Consider the following 26,232-nt stretch of genomic DNA (forward strand, 5'->3'; position numbering starts at 1 on the left):
CCACCGCCACCGCCACCGCAAGCGCTCGCCCCCAACCGCAGCCACCCCGTCACACGCGGCGTGGCACGGCGTTGCAGTCGGCCCTTCAGCGCGTGCCCCGGCCTCGCTGAGCACCGTGGTCGGCCCGGTCGGCCCGGTGGCGCGGTACGGAGCCCAAGGTGCGGCCCCGACCGCGCCGCACGCAGCCGGGGCACCCGTCACTCCGCGCGCACCGCAACTGCCCGCTCAGCTCACGGCAGCGCCGAACCACGTGGGCAACCGGCTGAGCAGATCCCGCTGATCTTCACCTACCCAGGCCACATGGCCGTCCGGCCGCAGCAGCACCGCGGGCGCGTCCAGTTCCTCGCTGACGTCGACGACGTGGTCGACCCGATCCGCCCACCCCGCCACCGAAAGCCCGCCGGTCTGGTCGAGCAGCAGCCCGCGGCCGCCGTGCATCCGCTCGTAGAGGCGCCCCTGCTTCAGCTTCACGTCCCGCATCCGCCGGCCGAGCAGTTCGTGGCCCTCGCCGAAGTCGTAGCGGACGTCGACCGCGGTGATGATCCCGGTGACGTACCGGTTCACCTCCTCGAAGTCCATCAGCTTCGAGAACAGCTCCCGCAGCGCGGTCGCTCCCGGACCGGTCCCCAACATCGTGATCTGCGCGCGGGTGTTGGACAGCACGGCGGCGCCCACCGGGTGCCGTTCGGCGTGGTAGCTGTCCAGGAGCCCCTCCGGTGCCCATCCGTTGACCGCGGCGGCCAGCTTCCAGCCGAGGTTGAACGCGTCCTGCACGCTGAGGTTGAGCCCCTGCCCGCCGGTCGGCGGGTGGATGTGCGCCGCGTCGCCGGCCAGCAGCACCCGGCCGACCCGGTAGCGCTCGGCCTGCCGGGTGGCGTCGCCGAACCGGGACAGCCAGCGCGGCGAGTGCACGCCGAAGTCGGTGCCGGCGAACGCCCGCAGCTGCCGCTTGAAGTCGTCGAGGGTCGGCTCGGTCGCACGGTCCTCGGCCACCCCGTCGGCGGGCACGACAATGCGGTACACCCCGTTCTCCCCGGGGGTGACACCGAACCGCAGCTGGGTCTTGCGGACTTCCTCGACGACGGCGGCGATCGTCGCAGGATCCTCGGTCACCGTCATCTCGCCCAGCAGCGTCTCGACCGTGGCCGGCTCGCCGGGGAAACCGACACCGAGCAGCTTGCGCACCGCACTGCGGCCGCCGTCGCAGCCGACGACGTAGCGCGAGCGCAGCCGCGTGCCTCCCTCGCCGGCTACGCCCCCCTCGGCGGGGGTGCCCGCACCGGCCAGCTCGACGGTCACCCCGTCCTCGTCCTGGCTCAGTCCGATCACTTCGCAGCCGCGCCGGATCTCGGTACCGAGTTCGAGGGCACGGGCGTTGAGCAGCCGCTCGGTGACCGGCTGCGGGGTGGCGACGCCGTACGGGTGCGCGGTGTCCAGCCGGTCCGGCCACGGCTTCATGATGCCGCCGAAGAGACCGCCGACGCTGTACTTCTCACTGGTCGCGAGGAACCGGTCCAGCAGGCCACGCTGGTCCATCATCTCGACGCTGCGCGCGTGCAGGCCCTGCCCGCGGGACTGCTCGGTCGGTTCGGTCAACCTCTCCAGCACGACCACGTGCACGCCGTGCAGCCGCAACTCGCCGGCGAGCATCAAGCCGGTCGGTCCGCCGCCGACCACGATCACGTCAATCATCACTACGCCCATTCAACGAGATTGGATTCCGGCCAGCCGCTCCGCGCAGTCGACGGCAGGCACACCCGCACTTCCGCGCCGAGTCCCCGCAACCGCACCGCGAGTCCCACCGGCGGTCCGACGTCCCGTGGTACCCCTGCGCCAACTCAACCCAGCGCACGCACTTCGCGAATCCCCGATTTCCGCAGGTCCTGGCTTCGGCTGGAGATTCTGCAACAGGCCCCGGGCCTTGCCGCAAGGCCCCCGGTGAGCTATATCTTGAGAGTGGCAAGGAGCGGAACTCCTTGCCTTTTCTTATGCCGTCCGCCGCGGACGGCAGCCGGCGCCGGCACCCGCGGTGCGGGTCTCCGTGCCCCCTCCGGTCCACCGGCCCGAGGCGATTTGCCCGAGGCGATTGGCCTGAGGGACGCGAACGCCCGGGACCGGGTGCGCGTCGTCGACGCCGGGCCGACGCGCCCCTGGCGAAGGAGGCAGGACCCTCGTACCGGCTTCCGCGAAGACCCCGCAGGTGAGAAGCCGGGCCGATCCTGCCCGCCAACTCAAGCACTCAGCCCGCCAAGTCGACGACTCACCCGCCAAGTCAACGACTCACCCGCCAAGTGAAGCGCTCGGTCTCAGCGGTGTGGCTTAGGTGACTGGTGCTCGCGCCAGGGGCCCGGGTTGACCTTGACACGGTGACAGGGCCTTCACTGCTTGCCGAGGAGGTGGTCTCGATGACGATCACGAGGCAGGACACGGATGCGATACGGGCGCTCCAGGGGTTGGCGGACGACCGTTCGTCCGTGCGGCTGCGGGCAGCTCTGGCGGTCGGCACGACGCCTGACCGACGCTTCGTCGACAAGCTCATCGAGCGATGCGCGATCGAGCCCGAGTTCTTCGTCCGCGACATGCTGACCTGGGCGCTCACCCGCCACCCGGTGTCCATGACGCTTCCCGAGCTGCTGCGTGAAGTCCGCTCGGAGCGTGTGCAGGCACGGAGCCAGGCGCTGCACACGCTGTCCAAGATCGGGGACCGGCAGGCGTGGCCGGCGATCACACGGGCGCTCCTGTCCGACGCCGACGACGAGGTGGCGCGGAGCGCCTGGCGGGCCGCGGTCGTGCTCGTGCCGGAAGGTGAGGAGTCCGCGTTGGCCACGGTGTTGGCGACGCAGCTCGGGCGCGGCGGGCGGGAGACGCAGCTCAGTCTCAGCCGGGCGCTGGTCGCGCTGGGCGAAGTGATCGTGCCGGCTCTGCTTGCTGCGACAACGGTCCCTGACCCGCGCGTGCGCACCCACGCGCTCGCCACCCAACGGCTGCTGCGCGACCCGGACGCCGGATTCGAGTTCGCGATTGAGGAGGCGAAGCGCGTCGTGGCCCTCGGCGGGTCCGGCCAGGAGGGACGATAGGGCGTGTTGATCGGTGAGGTGGCGCGACGGTCCGGGGTCAGTGCCCGCATGCTCCGGCATTATGAGTCGCTCGGTCTGGTGCGTCCTTCGGGGCGCACCGGCTCCGGCTATCGGGAGTATTCCGGGGAGGACATCCAGCGGATCTTCCATATCGAGAGCCTGCGGTCGCTGGGGCTGTCGCTGCGTGAGATCGGACGCGCGCTCGACGATCCCAGCTTCACGCCCGCGGCGCTCGTCGACGACCTCATCCGTCAGACGCGCGAACGCATCGCGGCGGAAACCGAGCTGCTCACGCGGCTCCGCCGGATCGATGCCGCGGACCCCGCCGGCTGGGAGGACGTCCTCCAGGTCGTTGCGCTCCTCCAAGCACTGGAGTCGAAGAGCGCCGACATGCGCCAGCGCGCGGCCCTTTCCGCGGTCGACGAGGTTCCGGTGCCGGTGGAGGCCCTGGTCGAGGCGGCACTGAGCGAGACGGAGCCGAACGTCGCCGGGGCCCTGCGATGGGCGCTGGCGCGATCGGGCGAGGGCGGCCCGGCACTGCTGGCGGAGGGCCTCGGCTCACCGGTGGCCGCGGTGCGGGAACGCGCCGTTCGATCCCTCGCCGAAATGCCCGGTGGTGAGGCCACCGCGCAGCTGCGGGATGCCCTCGCCAACCCCGACGTCGGGGTCCGTGGGTATGCGGCTTTGGCACTCGGGACCCGTGGTGTGACCGATGCGGTCCCGATGCTCATCGACATGATCGTGGAGGGAAGGAACGACACCGATGCAGCCGATGCACTGAGCGCGCTGGCGAGCGACACCACGACGGCGGATCAGATCGCGACCAGGCTCGTCGACCGCCTCTCCCACGACACCACCAATGCGCCTGCACGCGGACGGCTGACCCAGGCGCTGGCGGGCATCCCGGGGACGAGGGCGTCAAGTGCCCTCGTGGAGCTGTCGGATGACGTGGACCGTGCCGTTGCGCTGACGGCGGCGTACCTTCTTCAGCTGCGCGGCGCACGGTGACGGGCCTCTCGTGGGGCGCCGCGTCCGCGGCCCGCGGGCCAAAGGGAGCCTGGACTGATCACCGTCCACCGAAGGGGCAGCGGACCTCCCGGCCCGGTTTCCGCGGCACTCGCCCCACGTCTCGGGCGCCAACGGGCCGACTGAGCCGCTCAGCCACCAGCGGGCGGATGCATAAAGTTGCCAGCCATTGTATAAAACTGCCGCAGTCCGTATAGTCATGCCATCGATGAGGAGGGTCCAGGGGCCATGACGGTACGAGCAGCAGTCGCCGGTGCGAGCGGATACGCGGGGGGTGAGCTCCTGCGCCTGCTCCTGGGGCACCCGGAGGTCGAGATCGGGGCGGTCACCGGGCATTCCAACGCGGGGCAGCGCCTGGGCGCACTACAGCCGCATCTTGGCCCGCTGGCCGATCGGGAGCTGGCGCCGACCACGCCCGAGGTGCTGGCCGGCCACGACGTGGTGTTCCTCGCGCTGCCGCACGGCCAGTCCGCGGCGGTCGCCGAAGAGCTCGGCCCCGACGTCCTGGTCGTGGACTGTGGCGCGGACTTCCGCCTGAAGGACGCCGCCGACTGGGAGGCGTTCTACGGTTCGGCCCACGCCGGCACCTGGCCGTACGGCCTCCCGGAGCTGCCCGGCGGCCGCGCGGCGCTGGCGGGGGCCAAGCGCGTCGCGGTCCCCGGCTGCTACCCCACCGCCGTCTCGCTCGCGCTCTTCCCTGCCTACGCTGCCGGCCTCGCCGAGCCGGAGGCCGTGATCGTCGCGGCGTCCGGCACCTCCGGCGCGGGCAAGGCCCTCAAACCGCACCTGCTCGGCTCCGAGGTGATGGGCTCGATGAGCCCGTACGGTGTGGGCGGCGGACACCGGCACACCCCGGAGATGATCCAGAACCTCAGCGCGGCGGCCGGCGAGCGGGTCGCGGTGTCCTTCACCCCGACCCTGGCGCCGATGCCCCGCGGCATCCTCGCCACCTGCTCGGCCAAGACCCGGCCCGGCGTGGACGCCGAAACGGTCCGCACCGCGTACGAGAAGGCGCTGGCCGGTGAACCGTTCGTCCGACTGCTGCCCGAGGGGCAGTGGCCCGTCACCGGCTCCGTGCAGGGCTCCAACGCGGTGCAGATCCAGGTGGCCCTCGACCCGGCGGCCGGCCGGATCATCGCGATCAGCGCCATCGACAACCTGACCAAGGGCACCGCGGGCGGCGCGGTCCAGAGCATGAACATCGCCCTCGGCCTCCCCGAGGAGCTGGGACTTTCCAAGATTGGAGTCGCGCCGTGAGTGTGACGGCAGCGCAAGGCTTCCTCGCGACGGGCATCGCCGCTGGGATCAAGGAGAACGGGAACCCCGACCTCGCCCTGGTGGTCAACAGCGGGCCGCGCCTGGCCGCCGCCGGCGTGTTCACCTCGAACCGCGTCAAGGCCGCGCCGGTCGTCTGGTCCGAGCAAGTCCTCAAGGGCGGCCGGGTCTCCGCGGTGATCCTCAACTCCGGCGGCGCCAACGCCTGTACGGGCCCGCTCGGCTTCCAGGACACCCACGCGACCGCGGAGAAGGTCGCCGAGGTGCTGAACGGGCACAGCGCCGCAGAGGTCGCGGTGGCCTCCACCGGCCTGATCGGCGTGCGGCTCCCCATGGACCAGCTGCTGCCCGGGGTCGAGAAGGCCGCCGCCGAACTCACCGACCACGGCGGCGAGAAGGCCGCGATCGCCATCAAGACCACCGACAGCGTCCACAAGACCGCCCAGGTCACCCAGGGCGACTGGACCGTCGGCGGGATGGCCAAGGGCGCCGGCATGCTCGCACCCGGCCTGGCCACCATGCTCGTCGTGCTGACCACCGACGCCGACGTACCGGCCGAGCAACTGGACGCCGCGCTGCGCGCCGCCACCCGCACCACCTTCGACCGGGTCGACTCCGACGGCTGCATGTCCACCAACGACACGGTGCTGCTGCTGGCCTCCGGGGCCTCCGGCGTCGTCCCGGACCCGGACGCCTTCGCCGAGGCGGTCCGGGAGGTCTGCGCCGACCTGGCCCGGCAGCTGATCGGCGACGCCGAGGGCGCCAGCAAGGACATCCGCATCGAGGTCGTGGGTGCCGCCACCGAGGACGACGCGGTCGAGGTCGGCCGTTCCATCGCCCGCAACAACCTGCTCAAGTGCGCCATCCACGGCGAGGACCCCAACTGGGGCCGGGTGCTCTCCGCCATCGGCACCACCTCCGCCACCTTCGACCCGGACCGCCTCAACGTCGCGATCAACGACGTCTGGGTCTGCAAGAACGGCTCGGTGGGCGAGGACCGGGAGCTGGTGGACATGCGCTACCGCGAGGTGCGGATCACCGCCGACCTCGCCGCCGGCACGGAGTCCGCGGTGATCTGGGCCAACGACCTCACCGCCGACTACGTCCACGAGAACAGCGCGTACTCCTCATGACCGGACCCGCCGCGCACCGGCGCGCCCCGGACGGACACCCCACGGAGCGGAACGAGGCCGCCGCATGACCACCCGCAAACACAACGCGCTCCCCAAGGCCCGCACGCTCATCGAGGCGTTGCCCTGGCTGACCCGGCACCACGGCAAGACCGTAGTGATCAAGTTCGGCGGCAACGCGATGGTGGACGACGAACTCAAGCGCGCCTTCGCCCAGGACGTGGTCTTCCTGCGGCACGCCGGACTGCGCCCGGTCGTGGTCCACGGCGGCGGCCCGCAGATCAGTGCCCAGCTCGAACTCCTCGGCCTTGAGTCGGAGTTCAAGGGCGGACTGCGGGTCACCTCGCCCGAGGCGATGAACGTCGTCCGGATGGTGCTGGCCGGCCAGGTCCAGCGCGAGCTGGTCGGCCTGCTCAACGAGCACGGCCCGCTCGCCGTCGGCATGACCGGCGAGGACGCCCGACTGATGTCCGCCACCAAGCACTACGCGGACGTCGACGGCGAGCAGGTCGACATCGGCCGGGTCGGCGAGATCACCGCGATCGACGCCGGGGCGGTGCAGGCACTGCTGGACGACGGCCGGATCCCGGTGATCTCGTCCATCGCCCGCAGCAGCGACGTGGACGACACCGCCGGCGTCTTCAACGTCAACGCCGACACCGCGGCCGCCGCCCTGGCGGCGGCGCTCGGCGCGGAGACGCTGATGGTGCTCACCGATGTCGAGGGCCTCTACGAGGACTGGCCGCACAGCGACGAGGTGATCTCCCGGCTCACTGCGAGCCAGCTGGAGAAGCTGCTGCCCGACCTGGCCAGCGGCATGGTCCCGAAGATGCAGGGCTGCCTGCACGCGGTGCGCAACGGGGTGCGCAACGCCCGGGTGATCGACGGGCGGGTCCAGCACTCGATCCTGCTGGAGATCTTCACCGACGAGGGCATCGGCACGATGGTGGTCCCGGACCCCGCACCGGCCACCGAACCGCAGGGCAGCACACCACACCACACCGCGGAGGGGGCGGCATGAGCGAGACGGTACAGACCCCGGCCACCCGGGGCACGGAGACCGACCACGGCCCGGTCACCAACGAGGCACTGACCCGGCGCTGGCAGGGCGCCATGATGGAGAACTTCGGCACCCCCCGCGTCCCGCTCGTCCGGGGCGAGGGCGCCACCGTATGGGACGCCGACGGCAACGCCTACCTCGACTTCCTCGGCGGGATCGCGGTCAATGCGCTCGGCCACGCCCACCCCGCGGTGGTCCGCGCGGTCTCCGACCAGATCGCCACCCTCGGCCATGTGTCGAACTTCTTCGTCAGCGGGCCCACCGTGACCCTCGCCGAGCGGCTGCTGGCGCTCGCCGGGCGGCCCGGCCGGGTCTACTTCTCCAACTCCGGCGCCGAGGCCAACGAGGCCGCCTTCAAGATCGGCCGACTGACCGGCCGCACCCACATGGTCTCCACCACCGGCGGTTTCCACGGCCGCACCATGGGCGCCCTGGCCCTCACCGGCCAGCCTGCCAAACAGGGCCCGTTCCGCCCGCTGCCCGGCGACGTGGACTACGTCCCGTACGGCGACGTGGAGGTCCTCCGGGCCGCCGTCACCACCGACACCGCCTTCGTCATCCTGGAGCCCGTCCAGGGCGAGAACGGCGTGGTCGTCCCGCCGCCCGGCTACCTCAAGGCGGCCCGCGAGATCACCGCCGCCACCGGCACCCTGCTGGTACTCGACGAGATCCAGACCGGCATCGGCCGCACCGGACACTGGCTGGAGTCCCTGGCGCAGGGCGTCGAAGCGGACGTCATCACCCTCGCCAAGGGCCTCGGCGGCGGTCTCCCGATCGGCGCCACCCTCGCCTTCGGGCCGGCCGCCGAGCTGCTCACCCCCGGCTCGCACGGTTCGACGTTCAGCGGCAACCCGGTGGTCTGCGCCGGCGCCCTCGCCGTCCTGGACACCATCGAGGCGGACGGCCTCCTCGACCACGTCAAGCGGGTCGGCGAGCGGCTGCGCTCCGGGATCGAGGCCCTGGGGCACCCGTTGGTCGGCCAAGTCCGCGGTGCCGGCCTGCTCCTCGGTATCGTCTTGACCGGGCCCCTCGCGCCACAGGTGCAACAGGCGGCCCAGGACGCGGGACTTCTGGTCAACGCGGTCGCGCCGGACGTCATCCGGCTCGCCCCGCCGCTGATCGTCTCCGACGAGCAAGTGGAGACCTTCCTCCAGAAGCTCCCCGGCGTCCTCAAGACGGCCGAGCAACCGGCCAACGGGGAACGATGATCCGGAGACTGACGCAACGATGACCGAGCCGCAGGGCAACGAGTCGCAGAACAGCGGCCCGGCCGTACCGCAGACCCGCACCGCCCGCCACCGCCGGATCGTGGACATCCTCAACCGGCAGCCGGTCCGCTCCCAGAGCCAGCTCGCCAAGCTGCTCGCCGACGACGGGCTCTCCGTCACCCAGGCGACGCTCTCCCGCGACCTGGACGAACTGGGCGCGGTCAAGATCCGCAACACCGGCGGCGAGCTGATCTACGCGGTACCGAGCGAGGGCGGCGACCGCAAGCCGCGGGCGCCGCTGGGGGAGTCCGCCAAGGAGGAGCGGATGCGCCGCCTCTCCGGCGAACTCCTCATCTCCGCCGAGGCGTCCGCCAACCTCGTTGTCCTGCGCACCCCGCCGGGTGCCGCCCAGTTCCTGGCCTCCGCCATCGACCAGGCGGAGCTGCACGACATCCTCGGCACCATCGCCGGCGACGACACCCTGCTGCTGATCAGCCGCGAGCCGACGGGCGGCCAGCAGCTCGCCGACCACCTCCTCCAATTGGCGGAGGGGGCGCGGTAGGGCTGACGGGGCGGTTGCTGGGCCCCGCCCACCGGGCGGTGCCGCGCCGGCCCCGCAACGCCGCCGCATAAAACGACCGGAGGCCGCCTTCGCATCTCTGCGAAGGCGGCCTCCGGCCTGTGTTTTGCACCGTCGGGACGACAGGATTTGAACCTGCGACCCCTTGACCCCCAGTCAAGTGCGCTACCAAGCTGCGCCACGTCCCGGTGCTCGTTCCGACCGGGAGTCCCGGTCGGGGCGTGCAGACAGAAAAATACCCTGTCTTGGCCGATGAATCCAAAGCGGGTCCCCTTCGGGGCGTTCCCGGGCCTCCGGGCGGGCCCGCGGCAGCCGTGATTCGATGGATATATGCCCGCAAAGCCGTCCAAAGCGAAGAAGTCGAAGGCGTCGCACGAGGTCGAGGTCCGCCGGGTGTACGACCCGCCGGAGCCGGTGGACGGGGCGCGGGTCCTGGTGGACCGGCTGTGGCCCCGGGGGATGGCGAAGGGGGACGAGCGGATCGCCGGCGTCGAGTGGTGCAAGGACGTGGCGCCGTCGTCGGAGCTGCGCAAGTGGTACGGGCACGACGAGGAGCGGTTCGATGAGTTCGTCGAGCGCTACCGGGCCGAGCTGGCCGAGGGCGCGGCGGGGGAGGCGCTGGCACACCTGCGGGAACTGGTGGCGGACGGTCCGCTGACGCTGCTGACATCGACGAAGGCGGTGCCGCTCAGCCATGCGGCGGTGCTGCGGGAGGTGCTCGGGGAGGGCTGAGTGGGCTGAAGGGGGGCTGAAGGGGGTGAAATGCGGTGCTCCGGTGTCCCCGTCACGGCCCCGTTACGGCGATGGCACGCCGATGCCGTGCCTGTGCCCTAGTGGCGCCGTCGCGATGAGGCGCTGCTGACCTGCGGTTTTCCAAATCCGTTGACGAAACATACGGCCGAGTGCATACTTATGCCTATCAGCGTATGCACCACCGTAAGGAGAAGCCCGTGACTGAGCGCGTCGTACTCGCCTACTCGGGCGGTTTGGACACCTCCGTCTGCATCGGCTGGATCGCCGAGGAGACGGGCGCCGAGGTCATCGCCGTGGCGGTGGACGTCGGTCAGGGCGGCGAAGACCTGGACGTCATCCGCAAGCGGGCACTCGCCTGCGGTGCCGTGGAGGCCGAGGTCGCCGACGCCAAGGACGAATTCGCCGACGAGTACTGCCTCCCGGCGATCAAGGCCAACGCCCTCTACATGGACCGCTACCCGCTGGTCTCCGCGTTGTCCCGACCGGTCATCGTCAAGCACCTGGTCGCCGCCGCCGCGAAGCACGGCGCGACCACGGTTGCGCACGGCTGCACCGGCAAGGGCAACGACCAGGTCCGGTTCGAGGCCGGTATCTCGTCCCTCGCCCCCGACCTCACGTGCATCGCGCCGGTCCGGGACTACGCGATGACCCGGGACAAGGCGATCGCCTTCGCCGAGAAGGCCGACCTGCCGATCGCCACCACCAAGAAGTCGCCGTACTCCATCGATCAGAACGTCTTCGGGCGGGCCGTGGAGACCGGCTTCCTGGAGGACATCTGGAACGCGCCGACCGAGGACGTGTACGCGTACACCCAGGACCCGGCCGCCGCCCGCGAGGCCGACGAGGTCGTCATCACCTTCAAGGAGGGGGTGCCGGTCGCCCTCGACGGCCAGCCGGTCACCGTCCTCCAGGCCATCCAGCAGCTCAACGCGCGGGCCGGTCTCCAGGGCGTCGGCCGGATCGACATGGTCGAGGACCGGCTGGTCGGCATCAAGTCCCGTGAGGTGTACGAGGCGCCGGGTGCGATCGCGCTGATCACCGCGCACCAGGAGCTGGAGAACGTCACCGTCGAGCGCGAACTGGCCCGCTACAAGCGGCAGGTCGAGCAGCGCTGGGGCGAGCTGGTCTACGACGGCCTGTGGTTCTCGCCGCTCAAGCGGGCCCTGGACGGCTTCCTCAATGAGGCCAACCAGGCCGTCTCCGGCGACATCCGGATGACCCTGCACGGCGGCCGCGCGGTGGTCACCGGCCGGCGGTCCGCACAGTCGCTGTACGACTTCAACCTCGCCACCTACGACACCGGCGACACGTTCGACCAGTCGCTCTCCAAGGGCTTCATCGAGCTCTTCGGCATGTCGAGCAAGATCGCCGCACGGCGTGACCTGACAGGCTGACCCTTCCGGGACCCGGCGCACGGGTCCGACCCGCCCGCCGTTCGAGCGCCGAACGGGCTGACCGCCAGCCCGTCCGGCGCTCGCCGCGAACCACCATCCACGAGGAGCACAGCTAGTGAGCAGCAACAACGGCGACGTCCGGCTCTGGGGCGGCCGTTTCGCCGACGGGCCGGCCGAGGCGCTCGCCAAACTCTCCGCCTCCGTCCACTTCGACTGGCGGCTGGCCCCCTACGACATCGCCGGCTCCCGCGCGCACGCCCGTGTGCTCCACAAGGCCCACCTGCTCACCGCCGACGAACTGGCCCGCATGATCGAGGGGTTGGACCGGCTCGAACGCGACGTCGCCGACGGCTCGTTCACCGGCACCATCGCCGACGAGGACGTGCACACCGCCCTGGAGCGCGGGCTGCTGGAGCGGCTCGGCCCGGACCTCGGCGGCAAGCTGCGCGCCGGCCGGTCCCGCAACGACCAGGTCGCCACGCTCTTCCGGATGTACCTGCGCGACCACGCCCGGATCATCGGCGGGCTGCTCGCCGACCTCCAGGAGGCGCTGATCGGCCTCGCCGAGGCGCACCCGGACGTCGCGATGCCGGGCCGTACCCACCTCCAGCACGCCCAGCCGGTGCTCTTCGCCCACCACGTGCTCGCCCATGTGCAGCCGCTGTCCCGGGACGCGGAGCGGCTGCGGCAGTGGGACGAGCGGACCGCGGTCTCGCCGTACGGCTCTGGTGCGCTGGCCGGCAGCAGCCTCGGGCTCGACCCGGAGGCGGTCGCCGCGGACCTCGGCTTCGAGCACGGTTCGGTGGGCAACTCCATCGACGGCACCGCCGCGCGGGACTTCGTCGCGGAGTTTGCCTTCATCACCGCGATGATCGGGGTCAACCTGTCCCGGATCGCCGAGGAGGTGATCATCTGGAACACCAAGGAGTTCTCCTTCGTGACCCTGCACGACGCCTTCTCCACGGGCTCGTCGATCATGCCGCAGAAGAAGAACCCGGACATCGCGGAGCTGGCGCGGGGCAAGTCGGGGCGTCTGATCGGCAACCTGACGGGGCTGCTGGCGACGCTGAAGGCGTTGCCGCTCGCGTACAACCGCGACCTCCAGGAGGACAAGGAGCCGGTCTTCGACTCCTGCGACCAACTGGAGGTGCTGCTCCCGGCGTTCACCGGGATGATGGCGACCCTGACCGTCAACCGCGCGCGGATGGAGGAGCTGGCACCGGCCGGTTTCTCGCTCGCCACCGACATCGCGGAGTGGCTGGTCAAGCAGGGCGTGCCGTTCCGGGTGGCGCACGAGGTGGCCGGTGAGTGCGTCAAGGAGTGCGAGGCGCAGGGCATCGAGCTGGACCAGCTCACCGACGAGCAGTTCGCCAAGATCTCGCCGCACCTGACGCCCGAGGTCCGGGGCGTCCTCAACGTCCCCGGTGCGCTCGCGGCGCGCAACGGCCGCGGCGGCACCGCGCCGTCGGCGGTGGCGGTGCAGCTGGCCGAGGTGCGGGCGGACCTGGTGCAGCAGCAGGAGTGGGCTGCGGCCAAGAAGTGACGGGAGCACGGCCGGTGCCGCGCGCCGGCCGGTGAGGCGGCCCCCACCCGATCGGGTGGGGGCCGCCTCGCGTTGTGGCCGTGTCCGGCGGCGGGGCTCCGGTGGGCGACGGCGCGGGTGGCCCCGGAGAATTCATTGAGACATTGGTGTCTCATTCGGCTACTCTTCGTCTCATGGCCGTGGATCGAGAACGCGTACTCACCGAAGCCGCCGCACTGCTCACCCGCCGCGCGACGACCTCGATGGACGAGATCGCCCGCGCCGCGGGCATCAGCCGGGCGACCCTGCACCGGCACTTCGCGGGCCGCGACGCGCTGATCCGCGCCCTGGAGGAGCACGGCATAGCGAGGTTCGCGCGGGCGATGGACGCCGCCCGGCTCGACGAGGGGGACGCCGCCGGGGCGCTGCGCCGCCTGATCCGCGAGGCCGAACCCGTCGCCGGCGTGCTGGCCTTCCTCTTCACCGAGAACCAGCTCTTCGAGAGCGGGCCCGTCAACGCCGGCTGGGCCCGGCTCGACGCCCGGCTCGCCGCACTGTTCCGCCGCGGCCAGGAGGAGGGCGACTTCCGGGTCGACCTCAGTACGGCCTGGCTGACCGAGGCGTTCTACGGCCTCCTCGGTGCCGGCGCCTGGGCGGTGCACGAAGGCCGCGTCGCCAAGAACGACCTCAACCACTCGATCGCCGAGCTGCTGCTCGGCGGCATCCGACGGAGCATGGAGAAATGAGCGATCCCATAGCCGCAGAGCGGGCTGGTTCGGCCTCAGGGCGGGCCGGATCGGCCCATGCGGACGAGCAGCCCCGGCCGGGCCGCTGGCTCGCACTCTCGGTCCTGGTCCTGGCGGTCCTGCTGGTCGGCGTCGACGCCACCGTGCTCGGCCTCGCCACCCCCTTCCTCAGCGAGGATCTGCGGCCGACCGGCACCCAGTTGCTGTGGATCGGTGACATCTACTCGTTCGTCATCGCCGGTCTGCTGGTCTCCATGGGCAGCCTCGGCGACCGGGTCGGCCGGAAGAAGCTGCTGCTGATCGGCTCGGTGGCGTTCGGTGCGCTGTCGGTGCTCGCCGCCTACGCCGCCACCCCGTCGATGATGATCATCGCCCGGGCCCTCCAGGGCGTGGCCGGTGCGACGCTGATGCCCTCCACCCTCGCCCTCATCCGCAACCTCTTCCACGACCCGAAGGAACGCAGCCTGGCGGTCGGCATCTGGGGCGCGATGGCCTCGGCCGGTACGGCGGTCGGGCCGGTCCTCGGCGGCTTCCTGCTGGGCCACTTCTGGTGGGGCTCGGTCTTCCTGATCAACCTGCCGGTGATGGCGCTGCTGGTCGTCGTCGGCGCCAAGGTGATCCCGGAGTCCCGCAACCCCGACCCGGGCCCGTGGGACGTCCCCAGCGTCCTGCTGTCCCTCGTGGGCGTCATCGGCGTCGTCTACGCCATCAAGGAAGCGGCGGTGCACGGCCTCCGGTGGGACATCGGGCCGGCCGCCGTCATCGGCGTGCTCGCCCTGCTGCTGTTCGTCCGACGCCAGCTCACCCTCGCCTCGCCGCTGCTGGACATGAAGCTCTTCCACCACCGGGGCTTCTCCGGCGCGGTCCTGGCCAACCTGCTGACCATCCTCGGCCTGTCCGGGCTGGTCTTCTTCCTCTCCCAGTTCCTCCAGATGGTGCAGATGCGCTCGCCGTTCAACGCCGGCCTGATCGAACTCCCGGCCGCGATCGGCGCGGTGGGTGCCGGTCTGGCGGCGGGCTGGGTCGCCCGGCGGCTGTCGGTACGGCTGGTGGTGGCCGGCGGTCTGGCGGTGGTCGGTCTCTCGCTCGCCGGCTGCATCACCCTGCACGGCGACACCGGCACCTTCGCGCTGTGCAGCATCCTCTTCGTCGTGGGCGTCGGCGCCGGCTTCGCCTTCACGGTCACCGCCGACGTCATCCTCTCCAGCGTGCCCAAGGAAGAGGCCGGCGCCGCCTCCGCGGTCTCCGAGACCGCGTACGAACTGGGTGCCGCGCTCGGCATCGCCCTGCTGGGCTCCATCGTGACCAGCATCTACCAGGGCTTCGCCACCCCCGCCGGCGTGTCCGAACACGTCGCCGACGCCGCCCGCTCCTCGCTCGGCGGTGCCGTGGACGCCGCCGCCCACCTCCCCGCCGACCAGAGCGCCGCCCTGCTGAAGGCCGCTCAGGACTCCTTCGTCAGCGGCGTGGACACCGCCGCCGGAGTGGGCGCGGTGGTGCTGCTGGGCGCCGCGGTGGCCGCGTGGTTCCTGCTCCGCGGCCAGCGGCTGGGCGACAGTGCGCCCACCCCGCAGCCCGCGGTGGGCACCGAGGCCGCACCGGTGGCCGGCTCCGGCTCCGCCGCCGGAGGCCCGTCCTAACTCCCGTGACCGGCCCACCGGCAGTCCGCACCCCACCCCCGACCGGGCACCCGTAAGGGCCCACCCGGCGGGCGAACGAGGGACAGCGCCCCGCCCCCTGCCCCCGCACAGGCGTGTCCCGTGGAACGTGACCGCACGCACCGGCCATGATCCACAGGACACGCCCCTGGGGGCGACCGTCCCCTGCCGTTCACGCCCGGTACGCGTCCTGGTGGCCGGTTGTCCCGCGCGGCTCGTTTGACTCTCGCGTCGTCCCCCCAACGGTCGGACCCGCTCAGGAGAGTGACGCAGTGCGCGACATCGGACGACGGTCCTTCGTAACCGCCGCGGGGGCGATGGCCACCGTCAGCGCGATCGGCAGCAACGCCTACGCCACCGGCCACGCCCGCGACGCCGCCACGGCCGACGAGTACGTCGACGTCCAACTGCTCAACATCACCGATCTGCACGGATATCTACAGGGCGCCCCGGGCGCCAACTCCGTCATCACCGGCGCCGGCGGCAAGCGCTACACCGTCGGTGGCGTCGCCTACATGGCCGCCCACCTGGAGCGGCTGCGCGCCGGACGGCGCAACTCCCTCTTCTTCGCCCCCGGTGACCTCTTCTCCGGCTGGGAGTTCGACGCCGCCTCCTTCGCCGACGAACCCACCATCGAAGCCCTCAACGCCCTACGGATGGACTTCGCCTCGGCCGGCAACCACGAGTTCGACAAGTCGACGGTCTTCCTCCAGGAGCACATGGAACGCGGCCGCCCGTTCCCGGTGGTCGGCCGCGACGACTCCTTCACCGACTCCACCGGCCACCGCTTCCGCGGCGCGAACTTCCCCTACTACAGCGCCAACATGGTGTGGCACGACACCGGCCGGCGGGTGCTGCCGCCGTACAACATCGTGCACGTGGACAGCGGCCGCGGCCGCCGGCTGCCGATCGGCTTCATCCACCTGACCGCCATCGGCACCGAGTCGTTCCCCGGCTCCTACCAGCCCGGGCTGCGCACCCTGGACGAACTGGAGACCGCCAACCGCTGCGCGGCGGCGCTGAAGCGCCGGGGCGTCAACGCGATCATCCTCAGCATGCACGACGGCGCGGTCGCCGGCAGCGACTTCCAAAGCGGCAGCAACCCCTCCGGCCCGGCCTACGAACTGGCGCTGCGGGTCTCGCCGGACATCGACGCCATCGTCACCGGCCACTGGCACTGCGCCTTCACCATGATGCTGCCGGACCCGAAGGGCGTGCCCCGCCCGTTCGTCGAGGCCGGCTGCTACGGCCAGATCATCAACGAGATCAACCTGCGGCTCGACCCGGTGACCGGCAAGGTGATCCGGGCGCTGACCACCTCCGTCAACCACCCCAACACCCGCGACGTGACACCGGATCCGGAGCTGAAGTCGATCGCCGACTACTGGGCGGGTTACGGCGCCCGCCGTGCCCGCACCCGGATCGGCACCCAGACCGCCTCCTTCACCCGCCGGCGCAACGAGGTGGGGGAGTCCTCCATGGGCAACCTCGTCGCCGACTGGGCGCTGTGGGCGGGCAGCCAGCCGCACGGCCCGATGGACGACCCCGGCGGCCACCGCAACGTCCCCGCCGAACTCGCCGTCATCGCGGTGGCCCCGCGGGTCGGGGCCGCCATCATCGCCGCCGACCTGGTGCGCGACGAAGCATCAGACGGCGTGGTGACCTACGGGCAGGCGTGGAACGCGGTCGGCTTCGGCGACCCGATCATGACCGTCACGGTCACCGGCCGGCAGATCCACGACGCCCTGGAGCAACAGTGGGCGTCCTCCGCCGGCGGCGGCCTGTCCTTCGCCCCGCTGGCCGTCTCCAGCAACGTCCGCTACACCTTCGACGCCGCCGGCCGGGCCGGGCACCGGATCGACCCCGCCGAGGTCCTCATCGACGATGAGCCGCTCGCCCCGGCCCGCCGCTACCGCCTCGCCGCACCCTCGTACACCCTCATCAACCAGGACGGCTTCAGCGCCTTCACCGGGTTCACCGAACCCGTCCGGCACACCCGGGACTTCGAGAGCTTCATCGCCTACGTCCGCACCCGGCGCCGACTGTCCCCGACCGAACTGAATCGCGTCACGGCCAAGAACGCCCACCTCCCCGGCGCCCGCGTCGGCTCCGTCGCCGTGCACCAGCAGCTCCTCCAGGCCGACGGCAGCCGTATCCCGCGCCCCGAGGAGGCGCTGCGCAAGGCGCTCGCCGGCGACGCCGAGGGCCAGCGGGCACCCGACGGCTTCCAGGTCCCCTGCTGAGCGCCCGGTAGCCGCGGTCCGGTCGGACCGCCGCACCGAGCGGCCACGCACGCCAAGGGCCCCGTCCGAAGACGGGGCCCTTCGTGGCGTGGGGGGGGCGGGATCAGGCGGCGGCGCGGGCCTTGGTGGCGTACACGTCGACGTACTCCTGGCCGGACAGCTCCATGACGTCGCTCATCACCTCGTCGGTGACCGCCCGCAGGACGTAGCGGTCCCGGTCCATGCCCTCGTACCGGGAGAAGTCCAGCGGCTCGCCGAAGCGCACGGTCACCGGGGCGAGGTGCGGACGGCCCGTGCCGCCGGGCTGCACCTTGTCCGTGCCGACCATGGCGAACGGGACGACCGGGGCGCCGGTCATCAGCGCGAGCCGCGCGACGCCGGTGCGGCCGCGGTACAGGCGGCCGTCGGGCGAGCGGGTGCCCTCCGGGTAGATGCCGAAGGCGTGGCCCTCCTCCAGGATCCGGCGGCCGGTCATCAGCGCTGCGACCCCGCCGTGCCCGCCGTCGCGGTCCACGGGGATCATCCCGGCGGTGGTGAAGAACCAGGCCATCAGCCGGCCCTTGATCCCCTTGCCGGTGACGTACTCGTCCTTGCCGATGAAGAACACCGGGCGCTTGACCACCAGGCTCAGGAACAGCGAGTCGATGAACGTGACGTGGTTGCCGGCCATGATCACCGGTCCGGTCTCCGGAATCCGCTCCATGCCCTCGACCTTCGGGCGGAACAGGACACGCATCATCAGTCCGAGGATCGCCTTCAGCACAATGCGGGACAACGGGCCCTCCGGGTCGGTGGTGGTCAGTAGCAGGGGACGCAGCGCTCTGCAGCCCAGGACCATACTCGCGGGTCACTCCCGTGCGCACATCGGGTTCACGGGGCCGATACGCAGAGTTGACGTGCGTTACGTCCATGTTCCCCGCAGTCCTTGCGGGCGTCTCCCCGACATCACCCGTCCGTGCTTACGATCATGGGGCTTCCGGAAGGAGTCCACAGACACCTTCCGGACCCCTGGATACACCGGAATACCCCGGAACATCCGGAATGCCACCGGGTCGGACCGGGACACGACGCAGAACGAGGAGCGCGGGCATGGAGAAGCGGCACGAGCCGGGACGACGGACGGTACTGGGCGCCGCGGCCCTGAGCGCGGGGGCGGCAGTAATGGCCGGTGCGGGACAGGCGCAGGCCGCCGGCCCGGCGGAGCACGCCGCCGCCCCGGCGAACCGGCCGGCACCGGCCGGCCGGCCCGGCAAGCTGCCGGTCCCGCTGGTCGTCGGCCACCGGGGCGCCAGCGGCTACCGCCCAGAGCACACCCTGGGCTCCTACCAACTCGCCCTCGACATGGGCGCGGACGTCATCGAGGCCGGTGACCTCGTCCCCACCAAGGACGGCCACCTGATCCTGCGCCACGAGCCCGACATCAGCGCCACCAGCGATGTCGCACAGCACCCGGAGTTCGCCGGCCGCAGGACGACCAAGACCATCGACGGCAAGAAGATCACCGGCTGGTTCACCGAGGACTTCACGCTCGCCGAGATCAAGACGCTGCGCGCCAAGGAGCGCATACCGGACGTCCGCCAGCACAACACCCTCTACAACGGCGTCTGGCCGATCCTCACCTTCGAAGAGGCCCTGCAGTGGGCCGAGAAGAAGGGGCGCGAGCGCGGCCGTCCGGTCTGGCTGCACATTGAGACCAAGCACCCCACCTACTTCCGCAAGCTGGGCCTGGGCCTGGAGGAGCGGCTCGCCCACCTGCTGCGTCGCTACGGCCGGCACACCGCACACGCCCCGAACTTCCTGCAGTCCTTCGAGCCCAGCAGCCTGCGGCGGCTCGGCGAGCTGGGCGTGAAGTGCCCGAAGGTCGTCCTGCTCGACGAGCCGTCCGTCCGGCCCTGGGACTTCGTCGAGTCCGGTGACCCGCGCACCACCGCCGACCTGCTCAAGCCCGAGGGGCTCAGGTGGATCGCCGGCTTCGCCCAGGGCATCGGCCCCTGGCTGCCGCAGATCATCGCGCAGGACGACAAGGGCAAGCTCGGCAAGCCCACCGCCCTGGTCCGCGACGCGCACGCCGCCGGACTGGTCGTCCACCCGTACACCGTGCGGAACGAGAACAGCTTCCTGCCGCTGGACTTCCAGGTCGGCAAGAACCCGGGCGACTACGGCAACTCGCTCGCGTACTTCAAGGCGCTCTTCGCCACCGGCATCGACGGCCTGTTCTCCGACAACCCGGACACCGCGGTGCTCGCCGCCGAGGAGTTCCGCCGGCACTGACCCGCGCCGCGCCTCCCGGACCGGCGCCCCGCCCCACTGGCCCGCGTACTCATCTGAGTTGGCAATGTCACAGGGGAGCTTGGCGCCGGTCCGTTCCGCTTGTCCCGTATGCCCGCGCAGAATGCCTCCGGCGGAGATTGCCGCTGCCGAATGCCGGGGAGTCCGGAAGCGGACAGCGAACCGAAAAGGGGAGGCAAACGCGCATGGGCACGAGCGTGACCATCTCGACGGCGACCGACGACGACGCCGAGCAGATCCTCAAACTCCAATACCTCTGTTACCAGACCGAGGCCGCGCTCTACGACGACTACGGAATCGAGCCGCTGACCCAGACGCTGGACTCCCTGCGCGCCGAACTGACCTCCGGCTGCGTCGTGGTGGCCAGACTGGGCGAGGAGGTCGTCGGCTCGGTGCGCGGCACGGTCGACGCCGACGGCACGGCGAAGATCGCCAAGCTGATCGTGCACCCCCGGCTCCAGCGGCACGGCATCGGCGGCCGGCTGCTGGCCGCCGTCGAGCGGCGACTGGCCGAGGAACGCTCCGCCAAGCGCTACCGCCTCTTCACCGGCCACCGCAGCGAGGGCAACCTCCGGCTCTACCGCAGCCACGGCTACGCCCCGGTCGGCACCGAGCAGCTGACCCACCGGCTGAGCCTGGTCAGGCTGGAGAAGGAGCCCGCCGCAGCGCAGTGACGCCGGACCGGGCCCGCGACGGCGGGCCCGGACATCCCCCTGTGCGCTACGCCGTCGCCGTACGGGCCCGGCGCAGCCACATCAGCCCGGTGACCGGCAGGGCGACCGGGATGAAGAGGTAGTCCATGCCGAAGTACGACCAGACCGTGGAGTCCGCGAACGCCGCCGGGTCCACCAGCGTCCAGGTGCCGATGCCGACCACGCCGAGCAGCTCCAGGCCACAGCAGACGACCGCCGCCCGGCGGGCCCCCTCGCCGCCGCGCACCAGCGAGAAGGTGATGAAGCCGTAGACCAGCGCGGAGACCGCCGACAGCAGGTACGCCAGTGGGGCGCGGTCGAACTGGGCGATCAGCTGGTAGAGCGAACGGGACGCGGCGGCCACGGTGAAGACGCCGTAGAGGGTGACCAGCAGCCGCCCCGGGCCCGCGCCCAGCCTCGTGGCCGGATCCCGGACAGTGGTCTCCTCCGCGGCACCGGTCGCCGCGGTCTTCGGGGCAGTCTCAGACACTGCCGCCTCCCCAGATGTCGAAGAGCCGTACTTCCAGAACAGCCAGCACCACGGAGCCCGCGGCGACGGTGGCCGAACCCCATCGGGTCCGCTCGGAGAGCGACATGAACCCGGTCGCCGGGACGCACGCGACCGCCCCGAGCAGATACGCCAGGAAGAGCACGGTGCCCTTCTCGGGGGAGTGTCCGCGCGCCAACTGCACGATGGCGATGACCAGTTGGACGATGCACAGCAGCGACACGACGATCATGCCGATGAAGTGCCAGTCCTTGGTGGGTTCGTTGCGGTACGCGGCGAAGCCGCACCAGGCGGCCAGCGCGAGAGCGGCCACGCCGACCGCGATCGTCAGCGCGTCGATCACCGCGGCCTCCGGACGAGACGGCCGCGCGCTGTGGGGTTGTGGAGCATGGGCCCGATGCTAATCGGCGCCGGACGGATCACCGCGTCCGGCCCCGCCGTGGCCCGCCGGACCGGCGTCGGGGGGCGGGGGCGGCCCGGCGGTCGTGGCGTTGGCCACAGCCCGCCTGGCACCGGCCGGGCGGCCGGCCGGTGCGCCTCCGCGCCGCCGGCGGTATCCGCGCAGGCCACGGGCGGACCGGCAAGATCGTCCGGGCCGGGCGGGGCGCCGTCCACGGGTCGGGCACCACTGTCCGCTATGCGGACGGGGTTGATCGCGCCGTACCGCTGTCTGGTTTACTGACCGCCATGACCACGACGAGCCGCCGCACCCCCGCGACCGAGGCGTACCCCACGCCCGGTGCTCGTTGCATGTGTCGAATGTGTGACCGCTGAGGGCCCCCGTCTGAGCCTCGCGCCCCGAAGCGAGACCTGCCCCCGCGCTCCGAAGGAGCAGGGGACCCCACCATGAGCCGCACGCCGAGAACCCCGCGCCATCGGCCGCCCCGCGTCACCGGAACCCGGAGCCGGGCCCCGCGCCCACCGCCGCTCCCCGTTTCCCCCTGCCGCACTCGCACAGCATGCCCCGTGCCCGGCCAGCCGCCGAGCACTCGACAGTGACGGAATTCCCTGTGATCACCACAACGGGCCTGACCAAGGTCTACCGATCGGGAGGCCGTGAGGTCACCGCCCTGGACGGCGTCGACCTGCACGTCCGAGAGGGCGAGGTGTACGGCGTCATCGGCCAGAGCGGCGCCGGCAAGTCCACCCTCATCCGCTGCCTCAACCTCCTGGAGCGTCCCACCTCCGGCACGGTCACCGTGGCCGGCCAGGACCTCACCGCCCTCGGCGGACGCGGTCAGCGCGCCAACGCCGCACTGCGCGCCGCCCGCAGCCACATCGGCATGGTCTTCCAGCACTTCAACCTGCTGTCCTCACGCACCGTCCAGGACAACGTCGAACTGCCGCTGGAGATCCTCAAGGTCGGACGCCGCGACCGCACCCGCAAAGCCCTGGAACTCCTCGACCTGGTCGGCCTCGCCGACAAGGCCAAGGCGTACCCCGCCCAGCTCTCCGGCGGCCAGAAGCAGCGCGTCGGCATCGCCCGCGCCCTGGCCGGCGACCCCAAGGTGCTCCTCTCCGACGAGGCCACCAGCGCCCTGGACCCGGAGACCACCCGCTCCATCCTGCGGCTGCTGCGCGACCTCAACCAGCAGCTGGGCCTGACCGTCGTCCTCATCACGCACGAGATGGACGTCGTCAAGACCATCTGCGACTCCGCCGCGCTGATGAAGGGCGGCCGGGTCGTCGAACAGGGCACCGTCGCCGAACTCCTCGCCACCCCCGGCTCCGAACTCGCCCGGGAGCTGTTCCCGGTCGGCGGCGAGCCCTCCGCCGAGGACCGCACCGTCGTCGACGTCACCTTCCACGGTGCGGCCGCCACCCGCCCGGTGGTCTCCGAGCTGGCCCGCACCTACAACGTCGACGTCTCGATCCTCGGCGCCGCCATGGACACCGTCGGCGGGAATCAGGTCGGCCGGATGCGCATCGAGCTGCCCGGCCGCTTCGACGACAACGTCGTCCCCATCGGCTTCCTGCGCGAGCAGGGTCTGCAGGTCGACGTCGTCGACGGCGCCGCTGCCGACGACGCCCCGACGACCACCACGCTCCAGAAGGAAGATGCCCAGTGAGCTGGAACGACATGCAGCCGCTGCTGTCCGACGCCACCCTCGACACCCTCTTCATGGTGTGGTGGTCCACGTTCTACGCGGTCCTCATCGGCATCCCCGTCGGCGTGCTGCTGCACCTGACCGCCCGCGGGGCCCTGCTCCAGAACGTCGTGGTGAACAAGGTCCTCGGCGCGATCGCGAACATCGGGCGGTCCTTCCCGTTCCTGATCCTGATCGTCGTGCTGATGCCCGTCACCCGCCTCCTGGTCGGTGTCTCCATCGGTCCGACCGGCGCTGTGGTCCCGCTCGCCATCGCCGCCATCCCGTTCTTCGCCCGCCTCGTGGAGGCCGCGCTGCGCGAGGTCGACCACGGGCTGGTGGAGGCGGCGCAGGCGATGGGCGGCGGCACCTGGACGGTCATCTTCAAGGTGCTGCTCCCGCAGGCACTGCCGGCCCTGATCGCCGCCGTCACCACCACCGTCATCACGCTGATCGGCTACTCGGCGATCGCCGGCGCGGTCGGCGGCGGCGGCCTGGGCAACATCGCCTACACCTACGGCTACCTGCGGTACGAAACCAGGCTCATGGTCATCACCGTCGTCGAGCTGATCGCCATCGTCACCGTCGCCCAGCTGCTGGGAGACCTGATCGTCCGACGGCTCGCCGGCCGCGGCACCCGTCCTTCCTCCCTGAGGGTCGGCCTGCGCCGGGTCCGCACCGAGGAGCCGGCCCCGGTCACCGAGGCCGCCTGACCCCACGAACCACCCGCGTCACCCGCATCCCGTAAGCCCGGACCCTTTGCCGGGCGCAGCTCACACGGACCCCCGTGTGCACAAGAAAGAGGCACTCTTCGTGCGTAACACCATCAAGATCACCGTGGCGGTGGCCGCCGCCTCCGCCGTCGCCCTCGGCGCCAGCGCCTGCAGCGCCCCCTCCGACGTCACGGCCAGTGCCGACAAGGGCGACAAGAACGCCCCGCTGGTCATCGCCGCCAGCCCCACCCCGCACGCCACGATCCTCGACTACGTCAAGGACAAGCTGGCGCCCCAGGTGGGCCTCAAGCTGGTCGTCAAGACCTTCGACGACTACAAGCTGCCCAACAAGGTCACCGACGACGGCCAGGTCGACGCCAACTTCTTCCAGCACAAGCCGTTCCTGGACACCTACAACAAGGAGAACGGCACCCACATCGTCCCGGTCGTCAACGTCGAGATCGAGCCGCTGGGCGTCTACTCCAAGAAGATCCACAAGCTCTCCGACCTCAAGGCCGGCTCCAGCGTCTCGGTCCCCAACGACCCGTCCAACGAGGGCCGCGCGCTCAAGCTGCTCGCCGACAACGGTCTGATCACCCTCAAGCCCGGCGTCGGCTCCGACGCCACGCTGACCGACGTCAAGGACAACAAGGGCATCAAGATCACCGAGCTGGAGGCCGCTCAGACCGCGCCGCGCCTCGCGGACGTCGACGCCGCCGTCATCAACGGCAACTTCGCCGTCGGCGCCAAGCTCAAGCCGTCCACCGACGCGCTGGCCCTGGAGAAGGCGCAGGGCAACCCCTACGCCAACTTCCTCGCCGTCAAGAAGGGCAACGAGAACGACCCGCGGGTCCAGAAGCTCGCCAAGCTCCTCAACTCCGACGAGGTCAAGAAGTTCATCGAGGAAAAGTACAAGGACGGTTCGGTCATCCCGGCCTTCGGTCCGGTCAAGAGCTGACGCCTCGCTCCCGTAGGGCAGCCGTCCGCTCGGGGAGCCGTCCTCCCGGCGGATCCGTCCTCGTACCGCAGTCGTGCCCCACGAGAGCCCACTTGCCAAGGAGTCGCCCTTCCTTCCTGGAGGGGTTTCTCCTACGGGAAGTGTCTTTTCGGGGGAGCCGTCTCCCTGGCGAAGCCCCTCCCCTTTGTTTAGGGGAGGGGCTCTACGCGCCCTCTTAAGGGAGAGTTGCTCGCCCTATCGCGGTGCTCGCCCTTTTGCGGCAGCGGTGCTCGCGGCTCTTATCGAAGAGCGGCGAGCACGTCCTTCGTAACGGGGGTGGTGGGTGCGCTCCTATATAGCCCGCCGCCCACCCGCGCCTCTTGTTTTTCCCCGCCGCCCACCCCCCTTCGGGGGGTGGGCGGGTGTGGTCACGGGCCCCGACCGCGTCCGCCCGCGCAGCCGGGGCCCGGGCGCGTGGCACGCCCGCGGGCCGATGCTGCATGCTGGTGCATTCAAGACGGTCAGGACGGCCCCGGTCGCACGGCGTACACGGCCCGTGATGTCCCGGAGCACCTCAGTCAACGGCGTTGGAGCATCGGCATGACATCCACCTTTCCGGACATCTCCCTCAGCACGGACCGGTTGGTGCTGCGCGCGCTCGACGAGGACGACATTCCCGCCCTGGCCGAGATGATGAACGACGAACTGGTCGCCTCCTGGACCTCGGCGCCCCAGCCCTACACCCAGGACGCCGCCCGCACCTGGGTCACCGCCTACGCGCCCACCGAACGCATCGCGGGACGCGGCATCGACCTCGCGGTCACCGAGTTCCTCACCCAGCGCCTGGTTGGCATCGTCCAACTCGGCAACACCAACTGGCGGGTGCGGTCCACCGAGATCTCGTACATCGTCGCGTCCTGGGCCCGCGGTGAGGGCTACGCGTCCGAGGCGGCCCTGGCCACCGCCCGCTGGCTCTTCCAGGACCAGAAGTTCGAGCGCCTGGAGCTGCGCACCGCCGCCGGCAACACCGCCTCCCAGCAGGTCGCCCAGAAGATCGGCTGCATCAGCGAGGGAGTGCTGCGCAACGCCTGCATAGCCCGTACCCGTGCGGACGACGGCACCTGGACCGACCTCCGCACGGATCAGATCGTCTGGAGCCTGCTCCCCGAGGACCTCGACGGGCTCCCCGGCCGGATGGTCGACGCCAACGGCTTCGCCTACCCCGAGTGGAACTGACCCCGCACCACCTCCCGCCTGCGGCCGCCGGGGTACCCTCGGCCTGCCGGACGGCGGCCGGGCCCGCCCCGACCAGCGCGCACCGGCACCCCTCAGCA

General features: G+C 71.2%; 23 protein-coding genes and 1 tRNA gene. 19 read left to right on the plus strand and 5 right to left on the minus strand.

The window, feature by feature from the left end; translation table 11 throughout:
* Positions 1-225 precede the first annotated feature (225 nt).
* The gene (gene rox / locus ACO0M4_RS27410) at positions 226-1,692 is read right to left on the minus strand and encodes a rifampin monooxygenase (RefSeq protein ID WP_430373565.1); all 1,467 of its coding nucleotides are present in this window, start codon (positions 1,690-1,692) and stop codon (positions 226-228) included.
* A 713-nt stretch (positions 1,693-2,405) separates the two neighbouring features.
* Between rox and ACO0M4_RS27415 the strand changes: the two genes are divergently transcribed.
* The 7 genes from ACO0M4_RS27415 to ACO0M4_RS27445 all read left to right on the plus strand — a co-directional run bounded on the left by ACO0M4_RS27415 (position 2,406) and on the right by ACO0M4_RS27445 (position 9,338).
* Positions 2,406-3,077 carry a HEAT repeat domain-containing protein gene (locus tag ACO0M4_RS27415; protein ID WP_430373566.1) on the plus strand — a complete coding sequence of 224 codons (672 nt, stop codon included), beginning with the start codon at positions 2,406-2,408 and terminating at the stop codon, positions 3,075-3,077.
* A gap of 3 nt (positions 3,078-3,080) precedes the next feature.
* Positions 3,081-4,085: a MerR family transcriptional regulator gene (locus ACO0M4_RS27420; protein ID WP_430373567.1), complete on the plus strand. Its 1,005-nt coding sequence runs from the start codon at positions 3,081-3,083 to the stop codon at positions 4,083-4,085.
* A 246-nt stretch (positions 4,086-4,331) separates the two neighbouring features.
* The gene (gene argC / locus ACO0M4_RS27425; protein WP_430373568.1) at positions 4,332-5,360 is read left to right on the plus strand and encodes an N-acetyl-gamma-glutamyl-phosphate reductase; all 1,029 of its coding nucleotides are present in this window, start codon (positions 4,332-4,334) and stop codon (positions 5,358-5,360) included.
* Positions 5,357-6,511 (plus strand): bifunctional glutamate N-acetyltransferase/amino-acid acetyltransferase ArgJ, encoded by a 1,155-nt coding sequence (argJ, locus tag ACO0M4_RS27430; RefSeq protein WP_430373569.1) that lies wholly within the window; start codon positions 5,357-5,359, stop codon positions 6,509-6,511. Before argC ends, argJ begins: the two co-directional genes overlap by 4 nt.
* Positions 6,512-6,575: 64 nt before the next feature.
* Positions 6,576-7,529, plus strand: coding sequence for an acetylglutamate kinase (gene argB / locus ACO0M4_RS27435; protein ID WP_430373570.1), 954 nt, complete (start codon positions 6,576-6,578; stop codon positions 7,527-7,529).
* Entirely contained in the window at positions 7,526-8,776 is a 1,251-nt protein-coding gene (locus ACO0M4_RS27440) for an acetylornithine transaminase (RefSeq protein ID WP_430373571.1), read from the plus strand. Before argB ends, ACO0M4_RS27440 begins: the two co-directional genes overlap by 4 nt.
* A gap of 19 nt (positions 8,777-8,795) precedes the next feature.
* A complete protein-coding gene (locus ACO0M4_RS27445; protein ID WP_100602218.1) occupies positions 8,796-9,338 on the plus strand; it encodes an arginine repressor in 543 nt (180 codons plus the stop codon).
* Between the two features lie 132 nt (positions 9,339-9,470).
* Here ACO0M4_RS27445 and ACO0M4_RS27450 read toward each other — a convergent pair.
* Positions 9,471-9,544, minus strand: a tRNA-Pro gene (locus tag ACO0M4_RS27450).
* Between the two features lie 142 nt (positions 9,545-9,686).
* Here ACO0M4_RS27450 and ACO0M4_RS27455 point away from each other — a divergent pair.
* The 6 genes from ACO0M4_RS27455 to ACO0M4_RS27480 all read left to right on the plus strand — a co-directional run bounded on the left by ACO0M4_RS27455 (position 9,687) and on the right by ACO0M4_RS27480 (position 17,672).
* Positions 9,687-10,088 (plus strand): DUF488 domain-containing protein, encoded by a 402-nt coding sequence (locus tag ACO0M4_RS27455; protein WP_430373572.1) that lies wholly within the window; start codon positions 9,687-9,689, stop codon positions 10,086-10,088.
* A gap of 218 nt (positions 10,089-10,306) precedes the next feature.
* On the plus strand, positions 10,307-11,503 hold the full coding sequence (locus ACO0M4_RS27460) for an argininosuccinate synthase (RefSeq protein ID WP_430373573.1): 1,197 nt from the start codon (positions 10,307-10,309) through the stop codon (positions 11,501-11,503).
* Between the two features lie 115 nt (positions 11,504-11,618).
* Positions 11,619-13,046 (plus strand): argininosuccinate lyase, encoded by a 1,428-nt coding sequence (gene argH / locus ACO0M4_RS27465; RefSeq protein WP_430373574.1) that lies wholly within the window; start codon positions 11,619-11,621, stop codon positions 13,044-13,046.
* 173 nt (positions 13,047-13,219) lie between these two features.
* A complete protein-coding gene (locus tag ACO0M4_RS27470) occupies positions 13,220-13,771 on the plus strand; it encodes a TetR/AcrR family transcriptional regulator (protein WP_390021190.1) in 552 nt (183 codons plus the stop codon).
* Positions 13,768-15,411 carry an MFS transporter gene (locus ACO0M4_RS27475; protein WP_430373575.1) on the plus strand — a complete coding sequence of 548 codons (1,644 nt, stop codon included), beginning with the start codon at positions 13,768-13,770 and terminating at the stop codon, positions 15,409-15,411. The genes ACO0M4_RS27470 and ACO0M4_RS27475 overlap by 4 nt, the downstream gene beginning before the upstream one ends.
* Positions 15,412-15,701: 290 nt before the next feature.
* The gene (locus tag ACO0M4_RS27480; RefSeq protein ID WP_430373576.1) at positions 15,702-17,672 is read left to right on the plus strand and encodes a bifunctional metallophosphatase/5'-nucleotidase; all 1,971 of its coding nucleotides are present in this window, start codon (positions 15,702-15,704) and stop codon (positions 17,670-17,672) included.
* A 103-nt stretch (positions 17,673-17,775) separates the two neighbouring features.
* Here ACO0M4_RS27480 and ACO0M4_RS27485 read toward each other — a convergent pair whose 3' ends face one another.
* Positions 17,776-18,447 (minus strand): lysophospholipid acyltransferase family protein, encoded by a 672-nt coding sequence (locus ACO0M4_RS27485; RefSeq protein ID WP_390021186.1) that lies wholly within the window; start codon positions 18,445-18,447, stop codon positions 17,776-17,778.
* 314 nt (positions 18,448-18,761) lie between these two features.
* On the opposite strand from ACO0M4_RS27485, the gene ACO0M4_RS27490 reads away from it, so the two are divergent.
* Complete coding sequence (locus ACO0M4_RS27490) at positions 18,762-19,943, plus strand: glycerophosphodiester phosphodiesterase (protein ID WP_430373577.1); 1,182 nt, start codon at positions 18,762-18,764, stop codon at positions 19,941-19,943.
* Between the two features lie 203 nt (positions 19,944-20,146).
* Positions 20,147-20,635, plus strand: a complete 489-nt coding sequence (locus ACO0M4_RS27495; protein WP_430373578.1) for a GNAT family N-acetyltransferase — start codon at positions 20,147-20,149, stop codon at positions 20,633-20,635.
* A 46-nt stretch (positions 20,636-20,681) separates the two neighbouring features.
* On the opposite strand, the gene ACO0M4_RS27500 is transcribed toward ACO0M4_RS27495, so the two are convergent.
* Positions 20,682-21,143, minus strand: a complete 462-nt coding sequence (locus tag ACO0M4_RS27500) for a hypothetical protein (protein ID WP_390021181.1) — start codon at positions 21,141-21,143, stop codon at positions 20,682-20,684.
* Positions 21,136-21,504, minus strand: a complete 369-nt coding sequence (locus ACO0M4_RS27505; protein WP_430373579.1) for a hypothetical protein — start codon at positions 21,502-21,504, stop codon at positions 21,136-21,138. The genes ACO0M4_RS27500 and ACO0M4_RS27505 overlap by 8 nt, the downstream gene beginning before the upstream one ends.
* Positions 21,505-22,171: 667 nt before the next feature.
* On the opposite strand from ACO0M4_RS27505, the gene ACO0M4_RS27510 reads away from it, so the two are divergent.
* From ACO0M4_RS27510 to ACO0M4_RS27525, 4 genes are all read left to right on the plus strand, one after another.
* On the plus strand, positions 22,172-23,230 hold the full coding sequence (locus tag ACO0M4_RS27510) for a methionine ABC transporter ATP-binding protein (protein WP_430373580.1): 1,059 nt from the start codon (positions 22,172-22,174) through the stop codon (positions 23,228-23,230).
* Positions 23,227-23,961 carry a methionine ABC transporter permease gene (locus ACO0M4_RS27515; RefSeq protein ID WP_430373581.1) on the plus strand — a complete coding sequence of 245 codons (735 nt, stop codon included), beginning with the start codon at positions 23,227-23,229 and terminating at the stop codon, positions 23,959-23,961. The genes ACO0M4_RS27510 and ACO0M4_RS27515 overlap by 4 nt, the downstream gene beginning before the upstream one ends.
* 100 nt (positions 23,962-24,061) lie before the next feature.
* Positions 24,062-24,919 carry a MetQ/NlpA family ABC transporter substrate-binding protein gene (locus tag ACO0M4_RS27520; protein WP_430373582.1) on the plus strand — a complete coding sequence of 286 codons (858 nt, stop codon included), beginning with the start codon at positions 24,062-24,064 and terminating at the stop codon, positions 24,917-24,919.
* A 579-nt stretch (positions 24,920-25,498) separates the two neighbouring features.
* Positions 25,499-26,134 carry a GNAT family N-acetyltransferase gene (locus ACO0M4_RS27525; RefSeq protein WP_390025611.1) on the plus strand — a complete coding sequence of 212 codons (636 nt, stop codon included), beginning with the start codon at positions 25,499-25,501 and terminating at the stop codon, positions 26,132-26,134.
* Positions 26,135-26,232 lie beyond the last annotated feature (98 nt).

Origin of the sequence: Streptomyces sp. RGM 3693 (genome assembly GCF_050471125.1) — a bacterium.
Lineage (GTDB): Bacteria > Actinomycetota > Actinomycetes > Streptomycetales > Streptomycetaceae > Streptomyces.